Raw genomic sequence first — 19,047 nt, 5'->3', positions numbered from 1 at the left:
GTCAGTCCGCAATCGCGAGCAAGCTCGCTCCCACAGGTTTCTCGGTGAATTTGAAGGCAGTGTCTGTCAGTTGTTTTTCCATTGACGAGATCATTGCTATGGAACATCAATCCCTGACCCAACCGGTCGGCGCGGGTGACGTGCGCCCGGCGCGCGGCGTTTCGCCGACAGCCCGTGCGTGGTTTTTCCTCACGCCGTCGATGCTGTTTCTCGGCGTGCTGATTGCCGCCAGCCTGCTGGTGCTGCGCATGAGCGTCGGCACCAAGGGGGCGGAGTGGTCCGGTTTCAGCCTGGCCAGTTACGCCCAGTTGTTCGAACCCTACTACCTCAAATCGTTGCTGCTGACCTTGCGTCTGGCGCTGATCAGCGCGGTGATCGCCGTGGTGCTGGCGATCCCGGTGGCCTACACCATGTCGCGCCTGACCTCGCCGTTCGTGCGGCGGATCTTTCTGGCGGCGGTGCTGTTGCCGTTGCTGGTCAACCTGCTGCTGCAAAGCTACGGCTGGCTGGTGATCCTCGGCCCCGGCGGCATGCTCAACCAGACCCTGATGGGCCTCGGTCTGATCAAGCGGCCGATCATGTTGCTCTACAACCAGAACGGCGTGTTGATGGGCCTGGTGCAGACCGCGTTTCCGCTGGCCGTGCTGCCGATTGCGAGCGCCATGCGCGGCGTCGCCCGCAGCTACGAAGAGGCTGCCGCGACCCTTGGCGCCAGTCGTTTTCAGGTGTTCCGCCAGGTGGTGTTGCCGATGAGTCTGCCGGGGATCATCACCGGCGCGACGCTGGTGTTCGCCTATAACGCCAGCAGCTTTGTGGTGCCGCTGTTGCTTGGTGGTCGGCGCGTGCCGATGCTCGCGGTGATGGTGCATGACCAGATCGCCCCGCTGATGAACTGGCCCGCTGCGTCTGCCGCCGGGGTGGTGCTGATCGTCACCACACTCGCGATCATGACCTTGTCCGAATACATCACCGGCCGCCGTCGCCGTTTGCTGGAGGCTTCGCAATGAGTGCCCTGATCAAGAAGCGTCAGTCGCTGCTGCCGGGCGATACCGGCAAGTTCGCCGGCATTCTTTCCGGGATCATTTTGTTCCTGGCGGTGTTGCCGATCCTGACCATGATCGTGATGTCGTTCAGTGGCGCGTCGAACCTCGACTTCCCGCCGAGCAGCTACAGCCTGCAGTGGTACAAGGCCGCTTGGCACACCTTCGTTTCGCCGGACGCCAGCGATGTGCTGAGCCTCGGCCAGGCCATGGGCACCAGTTTGCTGGTGTCGTGTCTGACGATGGTTTTCGCCACGCTGATCGCGGTGCCGGCGGCTTATGCGCTGACCCGTTGCGAGTTCCGTGGCAAGGGCGTGGCGCTGCAACTGATGTCGCTGCCGCTGGTGTTTCCGATGGTGGTGCTGGGGCTGGCCTTGCTGCTGGTGTTCGACAGCCTGCCGTTCCACATGACCACCTCGCGGCTGGTGATTGCCCACGTGATTCTGGCGCTGCCGTTCGTGGTGAAGAACTGCACGGCGGCCATGCTTTCCATCGGCAGTGAAGTCGAAGAGGCCGCGCAGATGCTCGGCGCTTCGCCGCTGCGCGCCATTGTCGATGTGGTGGTGCCGCTGATGAAATCGGGGATTCTGGCGGGGATGCTGCTGGCGTTCATCGTCTCGTTCAACGAATTCACCGTGACCTATTTCCTCTACACCATCGACGTCATGACCGTGCCGATCTGGATGTACAGCCGCACCGTGTCATCGCTCGACCCTACCGTGTTTTCGTTTGCCGTGCTGATCGTGCTGATCGACTTCGTCCTGATCTGGGCGCTGGAGAAGCTGGTGGGCGAGGGCGGCGTTTCCTTTTGATTGTGAGGTGCAACATGACTGGACTGATTCTGGAAAACGTCGAGAAACACTACGGCTCGGCCTGCGCGGTAAAAGACGTCAACCTGCATTTGCCCGAGGGCAAACTGGTGTGCTTCCTCGGCCCGTCGGGCTGCGGCAAGACCACGTTGCTGCGAATGATCGCCGGGCTGGAAACCCTCACTGGCGGCGAGATCCGCCTGGACGGCGAGGACATCGGCCACACCCCGGCGCACCTGCGCAACTTCGGCATGGTGTTCCAGTCGCTGGCGTTGTTCCCGCACATGACCGTGGGCGAGAACATCGCCTATCCGCTGAAACTGCGGGGCGTGAGCAAGGCCGATCAACAGGCGCGGGTGGTGGAGTTGCTGGAACTGATCCAGCTGCAAGCGATGATTGATCGTCCGGTGGCGAAACTCTCCGGCGGCCAGCGTCAGCGAGTGGCGATTGCCCGGGCGATTGCCTCGCATCCGAAAATCCTTCTGCTCGACGAACCGCTGTCGGCGCTGGATGCCAAGTTGCGCGAGTCGATGCAGGTGGAAATCCGCCAACTGCAACAACGCCTGAACATCACCACCATCATGGTCACCCACGACCAGCGCGAGGCCATGACCATGGCTGACATCGTGGTGGTGCTGGGCGAGCATCGGGTGCAGCAGGTGGGTACGCCGATTGAAATCTATCGGCACCCGGCCAACGAATTCGTCGCGGACTTCATCGGCTCCGGCAATATCTTCCCGGCCACCGCGCTGGGCGATGGCAAGGTCGTGCTGCCGGGGGGGGATGCCCTGCAAGTGCCGATCTGCAGCACCATTGAGGTCGGGCAGAAAGTGAAAATGCTGATCCGCCCCGAAGACCTGCAACTGTCGGCGCCCCAGGCCACGGCGGGCAATCGCCTGCTCGGCAAGGTGACGTTCGTGCGCGACATCGGCGCGACCATCGAGACCACGGTGGAATGTTCCGGAGTGACTTTCACGGCGCTGAGCACGCCGTGTCAGGGCATCGGGCTGGGGATCGGGCATCCGGTGTCGGTGACGTTGCCGAGTGAGGCGTGTCGGGTTCTCGGTGCCTGATCAGACACTCAACCGCAGGCGCGCCAGATCCCGCAACGGCGGCGCGCCGAACAGGCGGCTGTACTCGCGGCTGAACTGCGAAGGACTTTCATACCCCACCCGATACCCCGCCGCCGACGCTTCCAGCCCCTCAGCCAGCATCAAGCGCCGCGCCTCTTGCAGGCGCAGCTGCTTCTGATACTGCAACGGACTCATCGCCGTCATCGCCTTGAAACGGTGATGCAGGGTCGAGACGCTGAGGTTCACTTCCTTCGCCAGATCATCAATGCGCAGCGGCTGTTCGAAGTTGCCGTTGAGCCATTTGATCGCCTGGCTGATGCGGTGGCTCTGGCTGTTGGCGATGGCGATTTCGTACAGCCGATGGCCCTGCGGGCTGCGCAGCAGGCGATAGAGAATTTCCCGGCGGATCAGCGGCGCGAGCATGGCGATGTCTTTCGGCGTGTCGAGCAGACGGGCCAGCCGCAGCACCGCATCGAGCATCGCGCTGTCGATCTTTTCCACATACAGACCGCGCCCGGTCGGCCGGGTCGGTACGCCCATGGGGCCGGCATCGGCAATCAGCGCGGTGATTTCCGCAGGGTCGATATCCAGGCGCACCGCGAGGATCGGCTCCTCGGGCGAGACATTCACCACCCGACCGCTCAACGGCATCGAAACCGAGACCACCAGGTAATTCAGCGGGTCGTAATTGAAGTACTCGTCCGCCAGCCGCACCTCTTTGCGACCCTGGGCCATGATGCACAGCGCCGGTTGCGCGAGCACCGGGGCGAAATCGTGGGATTTTGTGTGGCGCGACATGAACAGCGAGCCGACGGCGGTGGCATAACTGCCATCTTCGGACGTGTTGCGGCGGATGATGGCCGCCAGTTCCGCGCGCTGCTTTTCCATGTCGGCATCGGGCGGCGCCTGAAAACGATCGAATGACGTCATGCACAGCCTCCTCGGCAAGGGATGGAATGGGAGCAGAGCATAAGTTTGTGCAAGCGCAAGCGGTAGACATATCCTGCGAAATGCTTGCCTGATCCTGCATGGCGTTGTGTGCCTGCCCAGACATGACAGGGGGTATCCCGGCAAACTTGCTCGAAACCGGTGTGACAGGACGGTGACAGCCATTCACGATCTGTTACAGGTCTGAAAGACAGTCTCGCAGGATTGTGCAACGCGGCGGCAGGAATCGACTAACGGCGAGCATTGCCCGGCCCTTAACCTTGGATCCTGTCGCAGCCCGTCCCCGGCTGCCACGCGACTCCCTGGGAGGGTTGAACATGTCCAAGCAGATTCCCGTCAGTCATATGGCCTTCGTTCGAGCGCGCGCCGGGCGCTCGGCGGAACTCGGCATGCGCCTGAGCGCGCTGATCGAACCGTCCCGCGCCGCCGCCGGTTGCCTGAGCTTTTCCTTGCAGCACTCGCAGTGTGATCCGGAGCTGTGGCTGGTTTCCGGTTTCTGGAACAACCAGCAGTCGATGACCGCCTATTTCAGCAGCCCGTCGATGGAAGTGTTTGCCGAGCTGGTGCAGGACCTGGTGGTCAACAGCCTGGATTTTCACACGTTTAAAGACGTGTCGGCGGCGCAGGCGCTGGGTCAAAGTTGCGCGCCGATACACAAACTCGCCGGTTGAGGGTTTAATGGCCAGCCTATTTGACTGAGCCAGGACCTGCGACATGGCACGTAAAGAGTTCGAACACTTCGAAGCGGTTTCCGCTGTAGTCCCCGTCGAGTTGGGCAGCAACAAGGGTTATCACGCGGCAATCGCGGTCAAGGCCCTGGTGGACGGCGGTGCGCCACGCTTTCACAAACTGTTGAATGACCAGGTCTTCCCTGGTGCCATTGCCGCCGATGAAGCGGCCATCAATGAGCTGGACAAGCTCAAGGGCGTCACAGATGACGCCGAGCTGATCTGGTAACTCCGTTTACTTGACGGCGCCCGGGCGCCACATCTTGAACAATGCCTCCGGCCCCAACTGGAAGTAATCCGCCGGCCCGCCGCCGCGCAGAATCGGTTCTGCGGCGGCGGTGTCGTAGATCCCGTCCTTCAACAGCCATTTGGCGATGTGCACGGCAACCACCTCGCCGAGCACCAGCCAGCTCGGCACCGTCTCGCCGTCAGCCCGCTGCAACTGAATGATCTGCGTGACCTTGCACTCGAAGGACACCGGGCTTTCGGCCACGCGCGGTACGGCAATCACCTTCGACGCCACCGGCGTCAGCCCCGCCAGTTCGAACTCGTTGACCTCGGGTGCGACGGCTGCGCAGCTTTGGTTCATCTGCTCGGCCAGCGGCCGTGTCGCGAGGTTCCAGACGAACTCGCCGGTCTGCTCGATGTTGTTCAGGCTGTCTTTGCGCCCGACGCTGGAGAACCCGATGATCGGCGGAATGTAGTTGAACGCGTTGAAAAAGCTGTAGGGCGCGAGGTTCAGCTTGCCCTCGGCATCCTGCGAAGAAATCCAGCCGATGGGCCGCGGACCGACGATCGCGTTGAACGGATCGTGGGGCAGACCGTGGCCATTGGCCGGTTCGTAGAAATGGATGTCATCGGGCATGGCGGGGTGTTCCTGAAGGCTTTTATAAGCGGCCAATAGTGCAAGTCCGGTCCGCGAAGATCAAATCCCGACCTTTGGAAATGAACAAGCCCGGCAATGGCCGGGCTTTGGTGTCTGCATTCTGCCAATCAGCTGATGGCAGCGGCAGTACCGGTTTTATCGAAACCGTCGGCAGCGATGGCAGCGGCGGTGCCGGTTTTGTCGAAGCCGTCGGCAGCGATGGCGGCAGCAGTGCCAGTCTTGTCGAAGCCATCGGCAGCAACCGCTTTGCCGACGTTGGTTTTATCGAAACCATCGGCTGCGTAGGCGCCCGAGTGGCTGGTTTCGATGGCGGCGCTGGCGCCGTTGATGAAATCGGCGGATTTGGTTTTGTCCGAGCCATCGGCGGCGAAGGTGTTGGCGGCCAGTACGGACAGGGTCAGGGCGAGGATCAGTTTGGTTTTCATGGTCGTTCTCCAGATTCGATATTCGTTGGCGGTGTGTCTTGCTTGGGGTTCATGCTACGCCAACTAAATTGATTAAAAAGCGCAAAATAATGCTAAAAACAATCGATTAACTTGATATTAAGGGCGGCGCATTCAATTCGTCTCGTCGTGGGAGCGAGCGACGCGCAGTCAATCGATCAGGTAAGTGCAGGATGCGGCAGGGGCATTAACCGGTGATTAATCGCCGCTTTTGGCGTGTGTGACAGATTTTTCATACATTCCCGACCGGTTTTTCACCCTCGTAACGCCAGTCTGCCGGCGGCCAGAAAACCAAGAACCGGCCGTCACACACTGGAGCTTTACCTGCAATGAACAAACTGCCTCAAATCACCCTGGCCTTCTGGGTCATGAAAATCTGCGCGACGACCCTGGGGGAAACCGCGGGGGATTTGCTGTCGATGACCCTCAACGTCGGCTACGCCATGAGCTCGCTGATCCTGATCAGCGTGTTCGTCCTGACGCTGGTCACGCAACTGATGTCCAAGACTTACAAGCCGTTGCTGTACTGGATCGTGATCCTGTCGACCAGCACCGCCGGCACCACCATGTCCGACTTCATGGACCGCACGCTGGAGCTGGGTTACGCCACAGGTTCCATGATCTTGATCGCGATCCTGCTGGCGATCTTCGCGGCGTGGCGCCTGAGCGGTGATTCGCTCAACGTCACCAAGGTGCAGAGCTTTCGCGGCGAAATGTTCTACTGGATGGCGATCCTGTTCTCCAACACCCTGGGCACCGCGCTCGGCGATTACCTGGCGGACGACTCAGGTCTGGGCTTTGCCGGTGGCGCGCTGTTGATCGGCTCGGCGATTGCGGTGGTGGTATTGCTCAAGTACTTCACGAAGATTTCGTCGGTGGCGCTGTTCTGGGTGGCGTTCGTGCTGACCCGGCCGTTTGGCGCGACCTTGGGCGACCTGATGACCAAGTCCCATGAGAAGGGCGGACTGGACTTCGGCACCATCGGTTCGTCGGCAGTGCTGGCGGGGATTCTGTTGGTGATGATCGTGGGCGCGTCTTATGCGCAGAAGCGCTATGGCGGCAAACAGGGCGTTGCCGAATTGTCCTGATCGGGAAATCGGACAGGTAAGAAACGCGCGAAGGTCTTGCACCTTCGCGCGTTTTTTTGCGATCAGTCAGTGACGATGCGCGAGTGTTTCTGGGTGTCTTTCATGGTGATGTACACCAGCAGGGACACCGCGATGCACGCGGTCACGTACCAGTAGTAACCGGTTTCCATGCCGATGCTCTTGAACCACAGCGCGATGTATTCGGCGGTGCCGCCGAAGATCGACACGGTCAGTGCATACGGCAGGCCGACGCCCAGGGCGCGGATTTCGGTCGGGAACAGTTCGGCCTTCACCACGGCGTTGATCGAGGTGTAGCCGCTGACGATGATCAGCGCCGCCATGATCAGGAAGAACGCGCCCCACCAGGTCTGGATGGTGTGCAGGGTCATCAGGATCGGCACGGTGAAGATCGTCCCGAGCACGCCGAAGGCGATCAGGATCGGGCGACGACCGATCTTGTCGGACAGGCCGCCGATGATCGGTTGCAGGCACATGAACAGGAACAGCGTGGCGGCGGAAATGGTGGTGGAGTCGGAGATGCTCATGCCGACGGTGTTCACCAGGTATTTCTGCATGTAGGTGGTGTAGGTGTAGAACGCCAGCGTACCGCCCATGGTCAGGCCGACCACGGTGAGCAGTTCCTTCGGATGGCGCAGCAAGGTGCGCATGGCGCTTTCCTTGGACTTCTCTTTCTTGGTGAACGACTCGGTTTCTTCCATGCCGCGACGCAGGTACAGCGCGACGATTGCGCACAGCGCACCGATGGCGAACGGAATACGCCAGCCCCACGCGTACAGTTGCTCGGTGGTGAGCATCTGTTGCAGCACGATCAACACGCCCAGCGCGATGAGCTGGCCGGAGATCAGGGTCACGTACTGGAAGCTGGAGAAGAAGCCGCGACGTTCCTTGGTCGCCATCTCCGACAGGTAAGTGGCGGAGGTGCCGTATTCGCCACCGACCGACAGGCCCTGCAGCAGACGGGCGAACACCAGCAGGATCGGCGCGCCGATGCCGATGGTTTCGTAGTTCGGGCTGAGGGCGATCAGCAGGGAGCCGAAGCACATCAGGTACACCGAGGCCATCAGCGCTTTTTTACGGCCGACCTTGTCGGCGTACAGGCCCATCAGCCAGCCACCGATCGGGCGCATCAGAAAGCCCACGGCGAAGATCGCGGCGGTGTTCATCAACTGGGCGGTGGTGGAGCCGGCGGGGAAGAAGGTCTTGGCGAAGTACAGCGAGAAGGCGGCATAGACGTACCAGTCGTACCACTCGACCATGTTGCCGACGGAACCGCTGAAGATCGACTTGATGCGACTGGCGGTGGTTCGTTCTTTGGCCGGCACGGCAGCCGACCCAAGAGGCAGGGCGTTGGAGTTATCCATTGAAGGATCCTTCGTTTAATTGTTTTTGTGGAGCGCGTTGAAACGCAGCCTGCGGGGGCTATAGCAGGAGCTGTGCCAACGGGGAGAGGGCCGGTTTAGAGGGGGGAGGGGGAGTTGCTGAGCGGTTTTTTGCCGATGAGCCGGAGTGAATGAGCGGATTTCCGCTCATTCAGGTACGAACATTTCCCGGGTCAGTCCATGCCGCTGCATCTTTTCATTGAACGTGCGACGCGGCAGTTGCAGTTCTTCCAGCACGGCTTTCACATCCCCCTTGTGCCGGGTCAACGCCGCCCGCAGACATTGCGCCTCAAACGCTTCCTGCTGCGCGGCCAGCGACTGGCCCGGATCAATGCCCTGCACCGGTTCATCCAGCCCCAGCACCTGCCGCTCGGCGACGTTCGCCAGTTCCCGCACATTACCCGGCCAGTCATGACTCAGCAGGTGACTCAATTGCGCACCACTGAGCGGCGGAAAAGACCGCCCCAATCGCTGGGCAGCGTTCTGCGCGAAGGATTCGAACAACAACGGAATGTCTTCGCGACGATCCCGCAGCGGCGGCAGGCGCAATTCCGCGACGTTCAGTCGATACGCCAGGTCCTCGCGAAAACGCCCGGCCCGGGCTTCGTCCAGCAGATCGGGTTTGGTCGCCGCGACGATCCGCAGGTCCACGCGAATGCTCTGGTTCGATCCCAGTCGTTCAAGTTTCTGTTCCTGCAACACCCGCAGCAGCTTCACTTGCTGGGCCAGCGGCATGCTTTCGATTTCATCGAGAAACAGCGTGCCGCCATCGGCGTATTCCAGCTTGCCGATGCGCTTGCCGGAGGCCCCGGTGAAGGCGCCGCTTTCATGCCCGAACAACTCGGCTTCGAACAACTGCTCGGGGATCGCCGCGCAGTTCAGCGCCACGAAGGGCTTGTCGGCACGCGGGCCGAAGTCGTGCAGGCAGCGGGCGACCAGTTCCTTGCCGCTGCCGGTCTCGCCACGGATCAGCACGTTGACCGGCAGCGTCGCCAGATCCAGCACCTGCCGGCGCAAGGTCTGCAAGCCTCGGGACACGCCCAGTAACGTTGAATCGAGTCTGGCGCGGTTGTCGGCCTGTTCGTGCAGGGCGCGGTTTTCCAGCACCAGTCGGCGCTTGTCCAGCGCCCGGCGCAGGCTGCCCAGCAGGGTCTCGGGGCTGAAGGGTTTTTCTAGAAAGTCGTAAGCGCCATCGCGCATGGCTTCGACCGCCATCGGCACATCGCCGTGGCCGGTGAGCAGAATCACCGGCAGGTCGGCATCCCGGCGCTGCACCTCGGCCAGCAGTTCAAGACCGCTGAGGCCGGGCATGCGCACGTCGCTGACAATCACCCCGGCAAAATGCGCGGGCAGCGCCGCCAGGCATTCCTCGGCGCGGCTGAACAGTTGCACCTCGAAACCGGACAGGCTCAGCCACTGTTCGACGGCACTGCGAATGCTGCTTTCGTCATCGACCACCATCACCGCATTGAGCATCAGATGTGCGCCTCCAGATCGATCGGCAAGGTCAGGCTGAACACCGCGCCGTTGTCGCCGTTCTCGGCGCTCAGGCGCCCGCCGGATTCGTGGACGATGGCGAAGGATACTGCCAGTCCGAGACCGAGGCCGTCACCCACCGGTTTGGTGGTGAAGAACGGATCGAATACCTGACCCAGATGTTCTTCGGCGATGCCGCCGCCATTGTCGATGACGCTCAGGCGCCACAGTTGCTCGTCGGCCTCCAGGCGGATTTCCAGGCGCTTGCACGGTTTGCCCTGCATCGCATCGAGGGCGTTGCGCAGCAGGTTGATCAGCACCTGTTCGAGACGGATCGCATCGCCGCGCACCCAGGCCGGACGGGTCAGGTGCAGCACCAGACTGACCTGTTCGTCGCGCATTCTCGCATCGAGCAATTGCAGGGCCTGATCGACCACCGTCGACAGATCCAGCCGCTCGCGCAAACCGCTGGGGCTCTTGCGGGCGAAGGTTTTCAAATGACCGGTGAGGGCCGCCATGCGCGTGAGCATCTCATCCACCGGTTTGAGTGCCTTGTAGGCGTCATCGACCCGGCCGTGATCGAGCAGCAGCCTCAGCGTTGCAAGCTGCATGCGCTGGGCGGTCAGCGGCTGATTGATTTCGTGGGCCAGGGCGGCGGACATTTGCCCCAGTGCCGCGAGTTTCGCCGATTGCACCAGACCATCCTGGGCGGTGCGCAAATCCCGGGTGCGTTCCTCGACCAGTTGCTCAAGCTCTTCGCGGCTGCGCTGGCGCATCTTCGCCAGACGCCAGCGCTGGTTGAGGAACAACAACAGGAACACCAGCGCCAGCCACACCCCGGCCGCGGCGAGCCCGGCATTGCGCTGGTCTTCGAAGGACAGTTGCGGACGGCGCAACAGGTGCAGGGTCCAGCCTTCGGCGGTCAGCGGCAGGGATTCCCACAGGTAATCCGCCGTGCCTTGCGGAGCCTCGACACGGCGCAGATCGCTGTTGTCGTCGAAGCGGCGCAGGGACAGATGAGTCAGCGGCACCAGCGACTGCTTGTCGTATTGGCGGGTAGCCTTGATCTCTCGGTAATCGGCCGGGGTCAGCGGATGCAACAGGCGATAGCGCCACTCGGGCTGGTTGGCGATGAAGACGATGCCCCGGGCATCGCTGACCAGCAGGGTGTCGTTGCCATGGCTCCATTCGCGTTCAAGCTCCGGGAATTCGAGCTTGACCACCATCGCCCCGAGGAACTCGCCGTTGTCACCCAGTACGGCGCTGGACAGAAAATACCCGGGAATCCCGCTGGTCACGCCGACCGCATAAAAGCGCCCGGTGCCCTGGGTGCGGGTCTGACTGAAGTACGGGCGAAAGCCGTAGTTGTGGCCCACGTAACTGCTGGGCAGGCGCCAGTTGCTGGCGGCCACCGCAAGGCCGGTGTGATCGAGCAGCTCAAGGGTCGAGGACTGTGCGGCGCCGTTGATCTTTTCCAGCTTCAGATTCAGCGCCGCTTGCTGTTCGGCATTCACCGGGCCGGACAGTGCCGCACGCAATTGCGGGTCCAGCGCCAGCACGGCGGGCAGGGCGCGGTAGCGGTCGATCAGGGTGTGCAGCGAATTGGCGTACAGCGCCAGCTGTTGATTGGCCCGCGCGGCGTCTTCTTCCAGCGCCTGGCGCTCGGCGTGGCGGATCGCAAGTGTCGCGGCGAGGGCGGCGCCGGCGAGGATCAGCAGGGTGTACAGCGACAGACGCAGGGTACGGGAAGTCGGCAGCATGCTGGGCAAACGAATGGCAGGTCAGGGCGGGCACGATAGCATGCGGCCGCTTGACCTCGTCAGACGATATTGCATGGGCGCTCAGGCTTCGTGACGGGGCGCAGATTGAGCTGACCTAGCCTTCGCGTGTCCACCATTTATACAACCGGGAATGAGATTTTGTGGCCGGATGGGCTTGCGCTCTCAAGAAACGGTTATCCGTGGTGTTCATTTCCTTGTAGGCGTTGATGCCTGCGAGGCCATGGGCGATCTCGGTGCGGGTGGCGAGGGTTTGCTCGCGCAGGCCGGCCAGGCTGATGGATGGCTGAAGTGGCCCGGTTCCCGGGATGACGTCAACGCCCAACTGACCGAATGCCTCTTCATAGGCAGCAGCATGTTCACCGACAGCCTTTTGCCATTCTTGGTACATGTTTTCTATCTTGCCGATTTTGGCCGGATCCAGGCCGTTTTTAATGTCTTCGACTTCCATGGCCCGGGCAAACATGCTGATTGCGCCTGGGATGATCGATATCCAGCTCGCCATCAACCTGCCCATCACGAACTCAGGATTGAGCACCGAATCGAGGGCCGGGCTCAGACGCTGGGTGACGACGTCTTCCCAGTTGTTGATCTTTTTGCCTGGCGCATCTATGCCGAGCGAGCCATTGATGCTTTCGACCGACATTGTCGATGTTTGGGGAATCAGTGGGCCTGGCCGGACCCCCGCTATGTCTGCAAGGGGATTGAAAACCTGGTCGGCCATCGCCCCTGTCACATCTCCGGCAATGTTGCCTCCGATCACTCCTCCGGACGTCAGATAGGGCACACCCGGTACGCTGGGCAGGATGCTGTCGACGAAGCCGGCCGCCTGGACGCCGGCTTCATATCCAATGACGCCTTTTACTGTCTCGGCTGCGAGGTTGGCGAACAGATTTCGCTTCAGGTGCTTCTGATGGGTGACGTCGTGCATGACCTGATTGGTATGTTCTGCGAAGCCGCCCACGATTGAGATGAAGTCCGAGGCCAGCCTGATTTGCGCTTCTGACTTGTTGCTGCCGGCGGCATCCATATATCGCAGCGGATTGTTCCCGACAAACACATACAGATTCAGTCCGTCCACATCGCCCGCCGGGTCGGCACTGATCCAGCGCCCCAGCCAGTCGGCGTAGTAACGGGCGCCGTAGTAGTACAACCGGGTGACATCCATTTCCTTGCCCGAGTATCGAATGAACCGGTATTCCACTTCGATCAGTGTTCGCGCGGCCATCCACGCAGTGGCGCCAAACGGCAGGTAGCCTTCCTGGCTGATCAGCTGTGCCTTTGCATCCAGTTCCTGAACCGCTGAACCCAGGTGATCCGTCAGCGTGAATCGCAGCTGGTCAGCGCCGATGTTGGCAGGGTCCTTCTCCCAGTGCAGGCAGCGTGCGTCGCCGGCCCCGAAGTCGAGCGTGATGACGTGCAGTTCCTCTCCATTGTCCTGGGTGCGGATCTCCAGCCCCGGCAGATAACGCACTTCGTGGAAGTGACTGACTGTTGTCGTATGGGTGTCGAGGCGTTTGTAGACCCGTTCGCCCTGGCTGTAGCGGTAATACTCTTCATCGTTGGCGCCGCTGCCATTGCGGTCGACCAGGGTAACTTTTTCCAGTTCACCGCGATTGTTCCACTGTGCGGGCAGGCCGGGCTGAAGAAACCGCAGATTGCCGGCCGGGTCGAACAGCCGGGAAAAGTCCGGTACCTGATCGCCGGGTTTCCAGCGCACGCCGCGATTGCTGGCGGGGTCGATGAAGGTTTCGACGATGTGATTGGCGCCCTCACGTTCGTGAGTGGTTTTGACGAGGTTGTTGCCGGGATCGTATTCATAACGCTCGATGTAGTTGCGCCGGTCGTTGGGATCCGTCGGCTGTGGCCGGGCCAGATTGTCCGAAGGCGGGGCATCGGCGTAACCGGTGGCGCGAATCAATCGGTACAACGTGTCATAACCGAACTCTCGATGGCCATCGACTCGCTGGTTGTGAAAGTACGTCGCTCTGTAGGCATGATCGAGAATTCGAGTGATGTTGCCCATCGGGTCGTACTCATGCTCGAAATCCTGAAACGTCTCTCCCGACGCTTTCTGCGCGTAGTGGCGATGCAGACGCCCGTCGCCGGCGCGATAGTGCCAGCGGCTGATCACCCCGTTGCCGGCCTGTTGCTCGATGATGTGTGCGGCGGCGTCGTACCGGGCGCTGTTCAACACGATTTGCCAGTCGGGCTGGCCATTGAGCTTGAACCGGGTGTGCAGGAGCTGCCCGGCAACGTCATAAGACGATTGCCGGGTATGGCCGCAGGCGTCGGTCGTTTCCAGCACTGTGCCTGTCGGACCGAGCATGTGACGGCTGACAAAGGCTTTGCCATCGTGAAAGGTGCGGGTCTCGCGCAGCCCGTTGCCCGTCAGTCCGATGCTGTGAAAATCGAGGGTGCCGGACGGCTCGTTCAGCTTGACCAGTTGCCCGCGCAGGTTGTGTCCGGGATCGGCCGAATGATCGGCATAGGTGAACCTTTCGATATCGGGTGTGCCGTTGACTTCAACAGTTTCAGGGCGCAACTGAGTGTCGTAGGTCATACGTCGGTGATTGCCGTTCGCGTCCCAGGTCTGCCGGGATTCGCCGGCCAGTCCTGGCAGCGTGACGGTCACGCCGGCATCGACGCCGACCATATTCAGCGCCTGCCCGTTCAACGCAAAAACCGTGGTGGCGTTCGGTATCGTCAGACGTGGATCGCGTTGCGCCACCGGCCGGCCGGCGACGTCATGTTGCTGACGGGTGATGAGCGCCTGTGCGGTTTCATCCGCGGCCTTGCGCAGGTACTCGACCTGCCGGATCCCGAGCCCGCGCGGATCATTGACCTGCAACAAGGGGGTGTGCCAATGCACATTGGCGTTCATGACTTGACCCTCTGCGACGGCTTTTTCTGCGCCGGTCCGGCAGTTTTCTTCAAAGGTACTTTCGCCGGTCTGGAAGGGGGCGTGTCGTCTGTGTCATTGAAGTCATAACTGAGCTTGAACCACGGATGCAGAACGTCGAACGCCAGATGTCCGAGCGCATTGATCGTCTGGATCAGCCGGCCCAGTGCATCGTAGAACATCCGGTCGTGGTAGCCGTGCTTGCGCATGGCGCTGTCATTGATGCAGCGATGACTGTTGAGGAAATAGGGCCGGTAGACCCGGATGGTCTCGCCCTTGTGGTTGAATTCCACGCGACTCTGCACCCGCCAGCGCTGAAGGGCTGGCAGTTCAATAGGCTTGCCATCGGCGCCGGTTGCGAGGCCGTCCTCGGCCGTGGCGACAAAGGCATCGCCCGGCGGGACGAGCTGTTTGTTTTGCAACTCGCGGCCGAAGCCGTCGACGTAGCTGATCGTTCTCTGAATCTGTTGCAGCGAGTCGGTGTGGTAGCGGTCTGCGACCATTCTGAGGCTATGCACTGGTTGCCTCAGGGCTGTATGGATGATCTTCAGCAGGGTCTGTTCGCTGGCCGTACGTTTTTTGCGTTGGTTCAACCAGCCCAAGGCTGAGGCACGGATGCGACCATCAGGAAGGATCAGGCCTTTGGCGATCCATTCCTTTCTTTTGAGCGGCAATGTCTTGAGCGGGAGCAACGGCATCCAGCTGAACAGCTCGGTGCGCACTGTTCTGGCTGCGTGGGCGAGAACGAGCTGCGGATTGGCAAGGGCGTATTCGACGCTCAGATCAGACTGCGGCGGGTAGGCGGACAAAGGCGCGAATCCGGCCGGCAATCCCTCTTCGGTGCCATGAAAACTGAGCACCATGGGCTGACCGCCTGCGTCATAGAGAACTTCCTGAATGTTCTCGTTGGGATCGGTGACTTTGAGCGGCAGCAGGGTGTGCATGTCGTAAGTCACCGATGTCACGCAGCCGTCCGGCAGGGTGATGGCAATGGTCAGCAGATGGTCTGCATCCCAGGTGATGTGCGTCACGCCATGGCTGGCGGTCTGCTGCACTTCGGTGACGTGGTAAAAACCGCTGGCATCGGCGTAGGTGAAAAAGCCGCTCAGAGCTGACCACAGATTTAGCAACAGATCCTGTGCTGGATCTTCCGGGAAGAACAGCTTCATGGGGCTGTAGCCGATTTTTCTCAGCTCGTCCCGAATGACTATCGAGACGTCGTCGTAGGCCGCAAGGGCCTTTTTGTCGAACACGGCCTGCTCGGTCGGCCCGGCCAGCGGCGGGTAGAGCATCTTGCCAGCGGATTCCAGATACGTGTGTTGCGAGAGTGAGGTCAGCTCCCGTGCGGCTGTCCACTCGAGGCTGTCTTTATACCGGTCGAATTTTTCGAAACTGATGTCCGCCGCTTGCAGCCCGCCCGGCAGAGCACCCTTTGGCAGCATCATTGCGTTGCTGCGCTGGCGCCAGGGCAAGCCGAGCAGCCAGTGGCCGTCAGTGGTCAGGTGAATGAAGGCAGCGCGTGTTTCCGTCAGATAAAAGTACCGTTGCTGCTCATCGTGACTGTCCACCCAGGCTCGAAGCTGGTCTTCTCGATCGAAGGGCGGTTTGTCCGTCTCGGAGCGACGGCGAGCACAGGCGACCGTCAATCCGTGAGTCAGGTGGCCGTACGCGTCGAATGCCAGATTGACTGCATGCTGGCAGTTCGGGTCGTCCATGAAACGTTCGTATTGATGGGCGCGGGTTTCCAGTTCCAGCACCAAAAGACTGGACGGATTTCCTTTGACGACTCGAACCAGGTAGCGCGATTCGCTCAGGGAGAACAGACGCGCCGGGGCGGGATCGTCTGCCTGACACACCTCGGTGCGCAGTAGACGACCGGCCAGGGCATAGGCGATTTCGGGATCGTCGTCGGTCTTGCGTCGCGTGCGAACACGCTCCTTTCGGCCTTTGGCATCGAACGTTGAAATAACCGTGGGCCCCAGCGGCGTGATTTCGCCGTCGAGTTCGCAGACGCCTTTCAAGTCAGGATTGATGCATCTGCCGGTATGGAACCAGTGAGTCGTCCGCATTGGTGCAGTGTGGCCACTTTCGGCTTTGCCCGGCTCCAGCTCACTGTCGGTCTGGCAGACTTTGCCGAAACCGCGAAATTCACGTTCGTAACCGTCGTAGTAGCCTTCGAAATATTCGTGGAACTGCATCAGGTAATTGCCGGTGATTTCATCGTCCTGGCGCAACCAGTGAAGCACCATCTGGGGAAAGGGCAGAAGGCAGACCGGACGCCGGCGCGCCATCAGTTCCAGACGTTTCTCATCCAGCCAGAATTGCACACTGCTGCGATATTTCAGCGTGGCACCGTAGCCCATGTTGTTGTTGCAACCCGTGAGCAGGTACGGCCTTGCATTGACGAAGTGATACACCCAGTGCTGCGGTTTCATGTGGGGTTTGGTGAACAGCAGGCTGGCGCATCCGATACCTTGCAGATCGGCGAAGGTCACCTGGCAGAGGTTGTCGTAGCGAATGCCTTCCGGCCACGCAACGATGACCGGGACTTGCTCAAAGGCATTGCCCCCGTAATTCCGGTAGATCTCGAAGTGGTCGGAACACAAGCGAATCAACGCCGGTGCGCCAGAGCCGTCGAGATCGGCGAAGCGAATGTGATCGGCATTGAAATCCGGATACTCGAAGGGCAGCGCGCTTATCGCAATCCGTTTGCCGAAATGGCCGTGGCCCAGATTGGCCCAGGTCTCGATCCCGTCGTGACGAACCCTGCACAGCCCCGAGAGGTCACTGGCGTGCAGGTTGCCGAACATCACAAGCTCGGTGCGGGCGTCGCTGAACAGCGGCAAGCGGTTCGGGGTATGGGGTACATCCTTGCCGGGCGCGAATCCGTTCTCCCGAACGTTGGCATACACCCGGACGCTATTCGGGCCGATCAGGGCCATGGAATCCAGGCCATCGCCGCTCAAGTCTCCCAGTTGCGCCAGTTGATGGAAAAACTCCACAGGAAACCGGATGAACGACTTGAACAATGACCAGTTGCCATCCGGATTGAGCGTGTAATACCCGCTGCCACCGGGTTGCGCGACGACCCAGTTCAGGCGCCCGTCACCGGTGAGGTCGATCAGGATCACGACAACAGGCCTGCTGCTATCGGCATTCGGAATCAGCGGCAGCAATGTCCAGGGGCCGTAGACGATTTCGTCCGTACCGTGCGTGCCGCGCAAGGGTTCGCGGTAATACCAGGCATTGTCGTACCGGCAGAGAAAACCGGGCAGGCCTTCACCGTAAAGATCGACGCAATGGTAGGGCTGGCCGTCGTTGAGACCGGGCATGTGATCGAGTTGCAGAAAGGGTTTGGGGGCGGTGTCGAGTATCAGCGCTTCATAAAAGTATTCGAGGGGCGGCATGTGCCTGACGCGACCTTTAGCGTCGTAACTCATGTAGTGCGCGGCTTTTAGTTGGTTGTACCGGTGCTCTGTGGGTTCGTGTTCCAGCAGCAGGCGATTGAGCAGCACCGGAGCGGAACCGGTGTGGTTGAACAACAGAAACTGCCGGCACAGGCGTCGGGTGCCCACTTCGAACCCGTAGCGATGCATGCGAAAAGGGTCGCTGCGCAATGGCCATGCTTGAGTCGGGTCGAATGCCGGTTTTTCGTCTAGCCCGGTGGCACGTTCGCCGTAGCAGACGATCAGTCTGAACAGCCAGTCCAGATCCTGCGGTTTCGGGTGTTCAAGGCACAGCAGACCGGTGCTGGCGGTCTTGTTGCAGTAGCAGACCTGGCGCAGGTAGCGCTGGGCCCGATAGTCAAAGCGAGGGTCAGCGTCGGTGTCGTCGGATTTGTATTCAAAATAAATGTTTTCCCCGACGGCGTTCCTGATTTCCACCAGCAGCCACACGGCAATGCGGGTCTGATCTTCAGAGTCGTAAATGCATGATTGCGGTGAGTTGCCGTAGCAATGTTGCGAGCCGTCGGCACGGAAAACCACCCAGAAGGGATTACCGGAATCGGGTGTCCAGAACTCGTAACGGTCGAACGTGCTTTCCAGGCGAGGGAGGTAGCGCACTACGGAAAACGTTCTGGCCCGCCGGCCCTTGCCACGTGTACGTCGGATTGACTTGATCTTGCCGCGTGTCGTCAGCTCGGGACGCAGATCGGTACCGTCGGCCTGCATGACATCGGCGGCCTCGTATTTCGGCACACCCTTGCTGGTCTTGCGCGAGATGGCGGGCAGCGGTAGATCCCAGCCAAGTCCGCACTTGCCATTGCCCGCGTTGCCGTCATAGACCAGCTGCAACTCGGGATTGAGCGTGCGCGCCTTCAGGATCGGGAGGGGCAGGGTATAAGAACGCTGCCCGGTCGCACCGATCTCTCCCCAACTGCGACCGTTCGTTGCAATGGACGCAGTTTTGGCAATGGAGGGAGGAGTGACGAGCGCATCTGCATCAAGGGCCATGGCAACGCAACCTGTGAACGTC

The 19,047-nt window shown here is 60.9% G+C and carries 14 protein-coding genes; 6 read left to right on the top strand and 8 right to left on the bottom strand.

All coding sequences use genetic code 11. The annotated features are described in order from the left end of the window. The first annotated feature begins 98 nt into the window (after nucleotides 1–98). Genes M5B98_RS09800 through M5B98_RS09790 form a run of 3 tightly spaced genes read left to right on the top strand, consistent with a single transcriptional unit; the run spans nucleotide 99 to nucleotide 2,922 of the window. Complete coding sequence (locus M5B98_RS09800) at nucleotides 99–1,007, top strand: ABC transporter permease (RefSeq protein WP_248742588.1); 909 nt, start codon at nucleotides 99–101, stop codon at nucleotides 1,005–1,007. Continuing rightward, nucleotides 1,004–1,852: an ABC transporter permease gene (locus M5B98_RS09795; RefSeq protein WP_248742587.1), complete on the top strand. Its 849-nt coding sequence runs from the start codon at nucleotides 1,004–1,006 to the stop codon at nucleotides 1,850–1,852. Before M5B98_RS09800 ends, M5B98_RS09795 begins: the two co-directional genes overlap by 4 nt. A 14-nt stretch (nucleotides 1,853–1,866) precedes the next feature. Then, the gene (locus M5B98_RS09790; protein WP_248742586.1) at nucleotides 1,867–2,922 is read left to right on the top strand and encodes an ABC transporter ATP-binding protein; all 1,056 of its coding nucleotides are present in this window, start codon (nucleotides 1,867–1,869) and stop codon (nucleotides 2,920–2,922) included. On the opposite strand, the gene M5B98_RS09785 is transcribed toward M5B98_RS09790, so the two are convergent. Continuing rightward, on the bottom strand, nucleotides 2,923–3,852 hold the full coding sequence (locus M5B98_RS09785; RefSeq protein WP_248742585.1) for an AraC family transcriptional regulator: 930 nt from the start codon (nucleotides 3,850–3,852) through the stop codon (nucleotides 2,923–2,925). Nucleotides 3,853–4,187: 335 nt separating this feature from the next. Here M5B98_RS09785 and M5B98_RS09780 point away from each other — a divergent pair, with 335 nt between their 5' ends. Together M5B98_RS09780 and M5B98_RS09775 are read left to right on the top strand one after the other, a co-directional pair. Further along, nucleotides 4,188–4,541, top strand: a complete 354-nt coding sequence (locus M5B98_RS09780) for a putative quinol monooxygenase (protein ID WP_085709576.1) — start codon at nucleotides 4,188–4,190, stop codon at nucleotides 4,539–4,541. A 43-nt stretch (nucleotides 4,542–4,584) separates the two neighbouring features. After that, nucleotides 4,585–4,827 (top strand): hypothetical protein, encoded by a 243-nt coding sequence (locus tag M5B98_RS09775; RefSeq protein ID WP_096818378.1) that lies wholly within the window; start codon nucleotides 4,585–4,587, stop codon nucleotides 4,825–4,827. Nucleotides 4,828–4,833: 6 nt separating this feature from the next. Here M5B98_RS09775 and M5B98_RS09770 read toward each other — a convergent pair whose 3' ends face one another. After that, complete coding sequence (locus M5B98_RS09770; protein ID WP_114885139.1) at nucleotides 4,834–5,463, bottom strand: flavin reductase family protein; 630 nt, start codon at nucleotides 5,461–5,463, stop codon at nucleotides 4,834–4,836. Nucleotides 5,464–5,591: 128 nt separating this feature from the next. Beyond that, nucleotides 5,592–5,909 (bottom strand): hypothetical protein, encoded by a 318-nt coding sequence (locus tag M5B98_RS09765; RefSeq protein ID WP_114885136.1) that lies wholly within the window; start codon nucleotides 5,907–5,909, stop codon nucleotides 5,592–5,594. A 347-nt stretch (nucleotides 5,910–6,256) separates the two neighbouring features. Between M5B98_RS09765 and M5B98_RS09760 the strand changes: the two genes are divergently transcribed. Next, nucleotides 6,257–7,015, top strand: a complete 759-nt coding sequence (locus M5B98_RS09760) for a hypothetical protein (protein ID WP_119427823.1) — start codon at nucleotides 6,257–6,259, stop codon at nucleotides 7,013–7,015. Between the two features lie 62 nt (nucleotides 7,016–7,077). Here M5B98_RS09760 and M5B98_RS09755 read toward each other — a convergent pair whose 3' ends face one another. From M5B98_RS09755 to M5B98_RS09735, 5 genes are all read right to left on the bottom strand, one after another. Then, nucleotides 7,078–8,397, bottom strand: a complete 1,320-nt coding sequence (locus tag M5B98_RS09755) for an MFS transporter (RefSeq protein WP_248742584.1) — start codon at nucleotides 8,395–8,397, stop codon at nucleotides 7,078–7,080. Nucleotides 8,398–8,562: 165 nt separating this feature from the next. After that, nucleotides 8,563–9,891, bottom strand: coding sequence for a sigma-54-dependent transcriptional regulator (locus M5B98_RS09750; protein WP_248742583.1), 1,329 nt, complete (start codon nucleotides 9,889–9,891; stop codon nucleotides 8,563–8,565). After that, nucleotides 9,891–11,651 carry a sensor histidine kinase gene (locus M5B98_RS09745; RefSeq protein ID WP_248742582.1) on the bottom strand — a complete coding sequence of 587 codons (1,761 nt, stop codon included), beginning with the start codon at nucleotides 11,649–11,651 and terminating at the stop codon, nucleotides 9,891–9,893. Before M5B98_RS09745 ends, M5B98_RS09750 begins: the two co-directional genes overlap by 1 nt. Nucleotides 11,652–11,766: 115 nt before the next feature. Further along, nucleotides 11,767–14,553, bottom strand: coding sequence for an RHS repeat-associated core domain-containing protein (locus M5B98_RS09740; protein ID WP_248742581.1), 2,787 nt, complete (start codon nucleotides 14,551–14,553; stop codon nucleotides 11,767–11,769). Next, the gene (locus M5B98_RS09735) at nucleotides 14,550–19,025 is read right to left on the bottom strand and encodes a SpvB/TcaC N-terminal domain-containing protein (RefSeq protein ID WP_248742580.1); all 4,476 of its coding nucleotides are present in this window, start codon (nucleotides 19,023–19,025) and stop codon (nucleotides 14,550–14,552) included. The genes M5B98_RS09740 and M5B98_RS09735 overlap by 4 nt, the downstream gene beginning before the upstream one ends. Nucleotides 19,026–19,047: the final 22 nt, after the last annotated feature.

It is taken from the genome of Pseudomonas sp. MWU12-3088, from assembly GCF_023242405.1.
In the GTDB taxonomy this organism is placed as follows: domain Bacteria; phylum Pseudomonadota; class Gammaproteobacteria; order Pseudomonadales; family Pseudomonadaceae; genus Aquipseudomonas; species Aquipseudomonas kribbensis.
The sequence above is the reverse complement of the archived record's forward strand: the minus strand, read 5'-3'. Positions and strand labels throughout refer to the sequence as shown.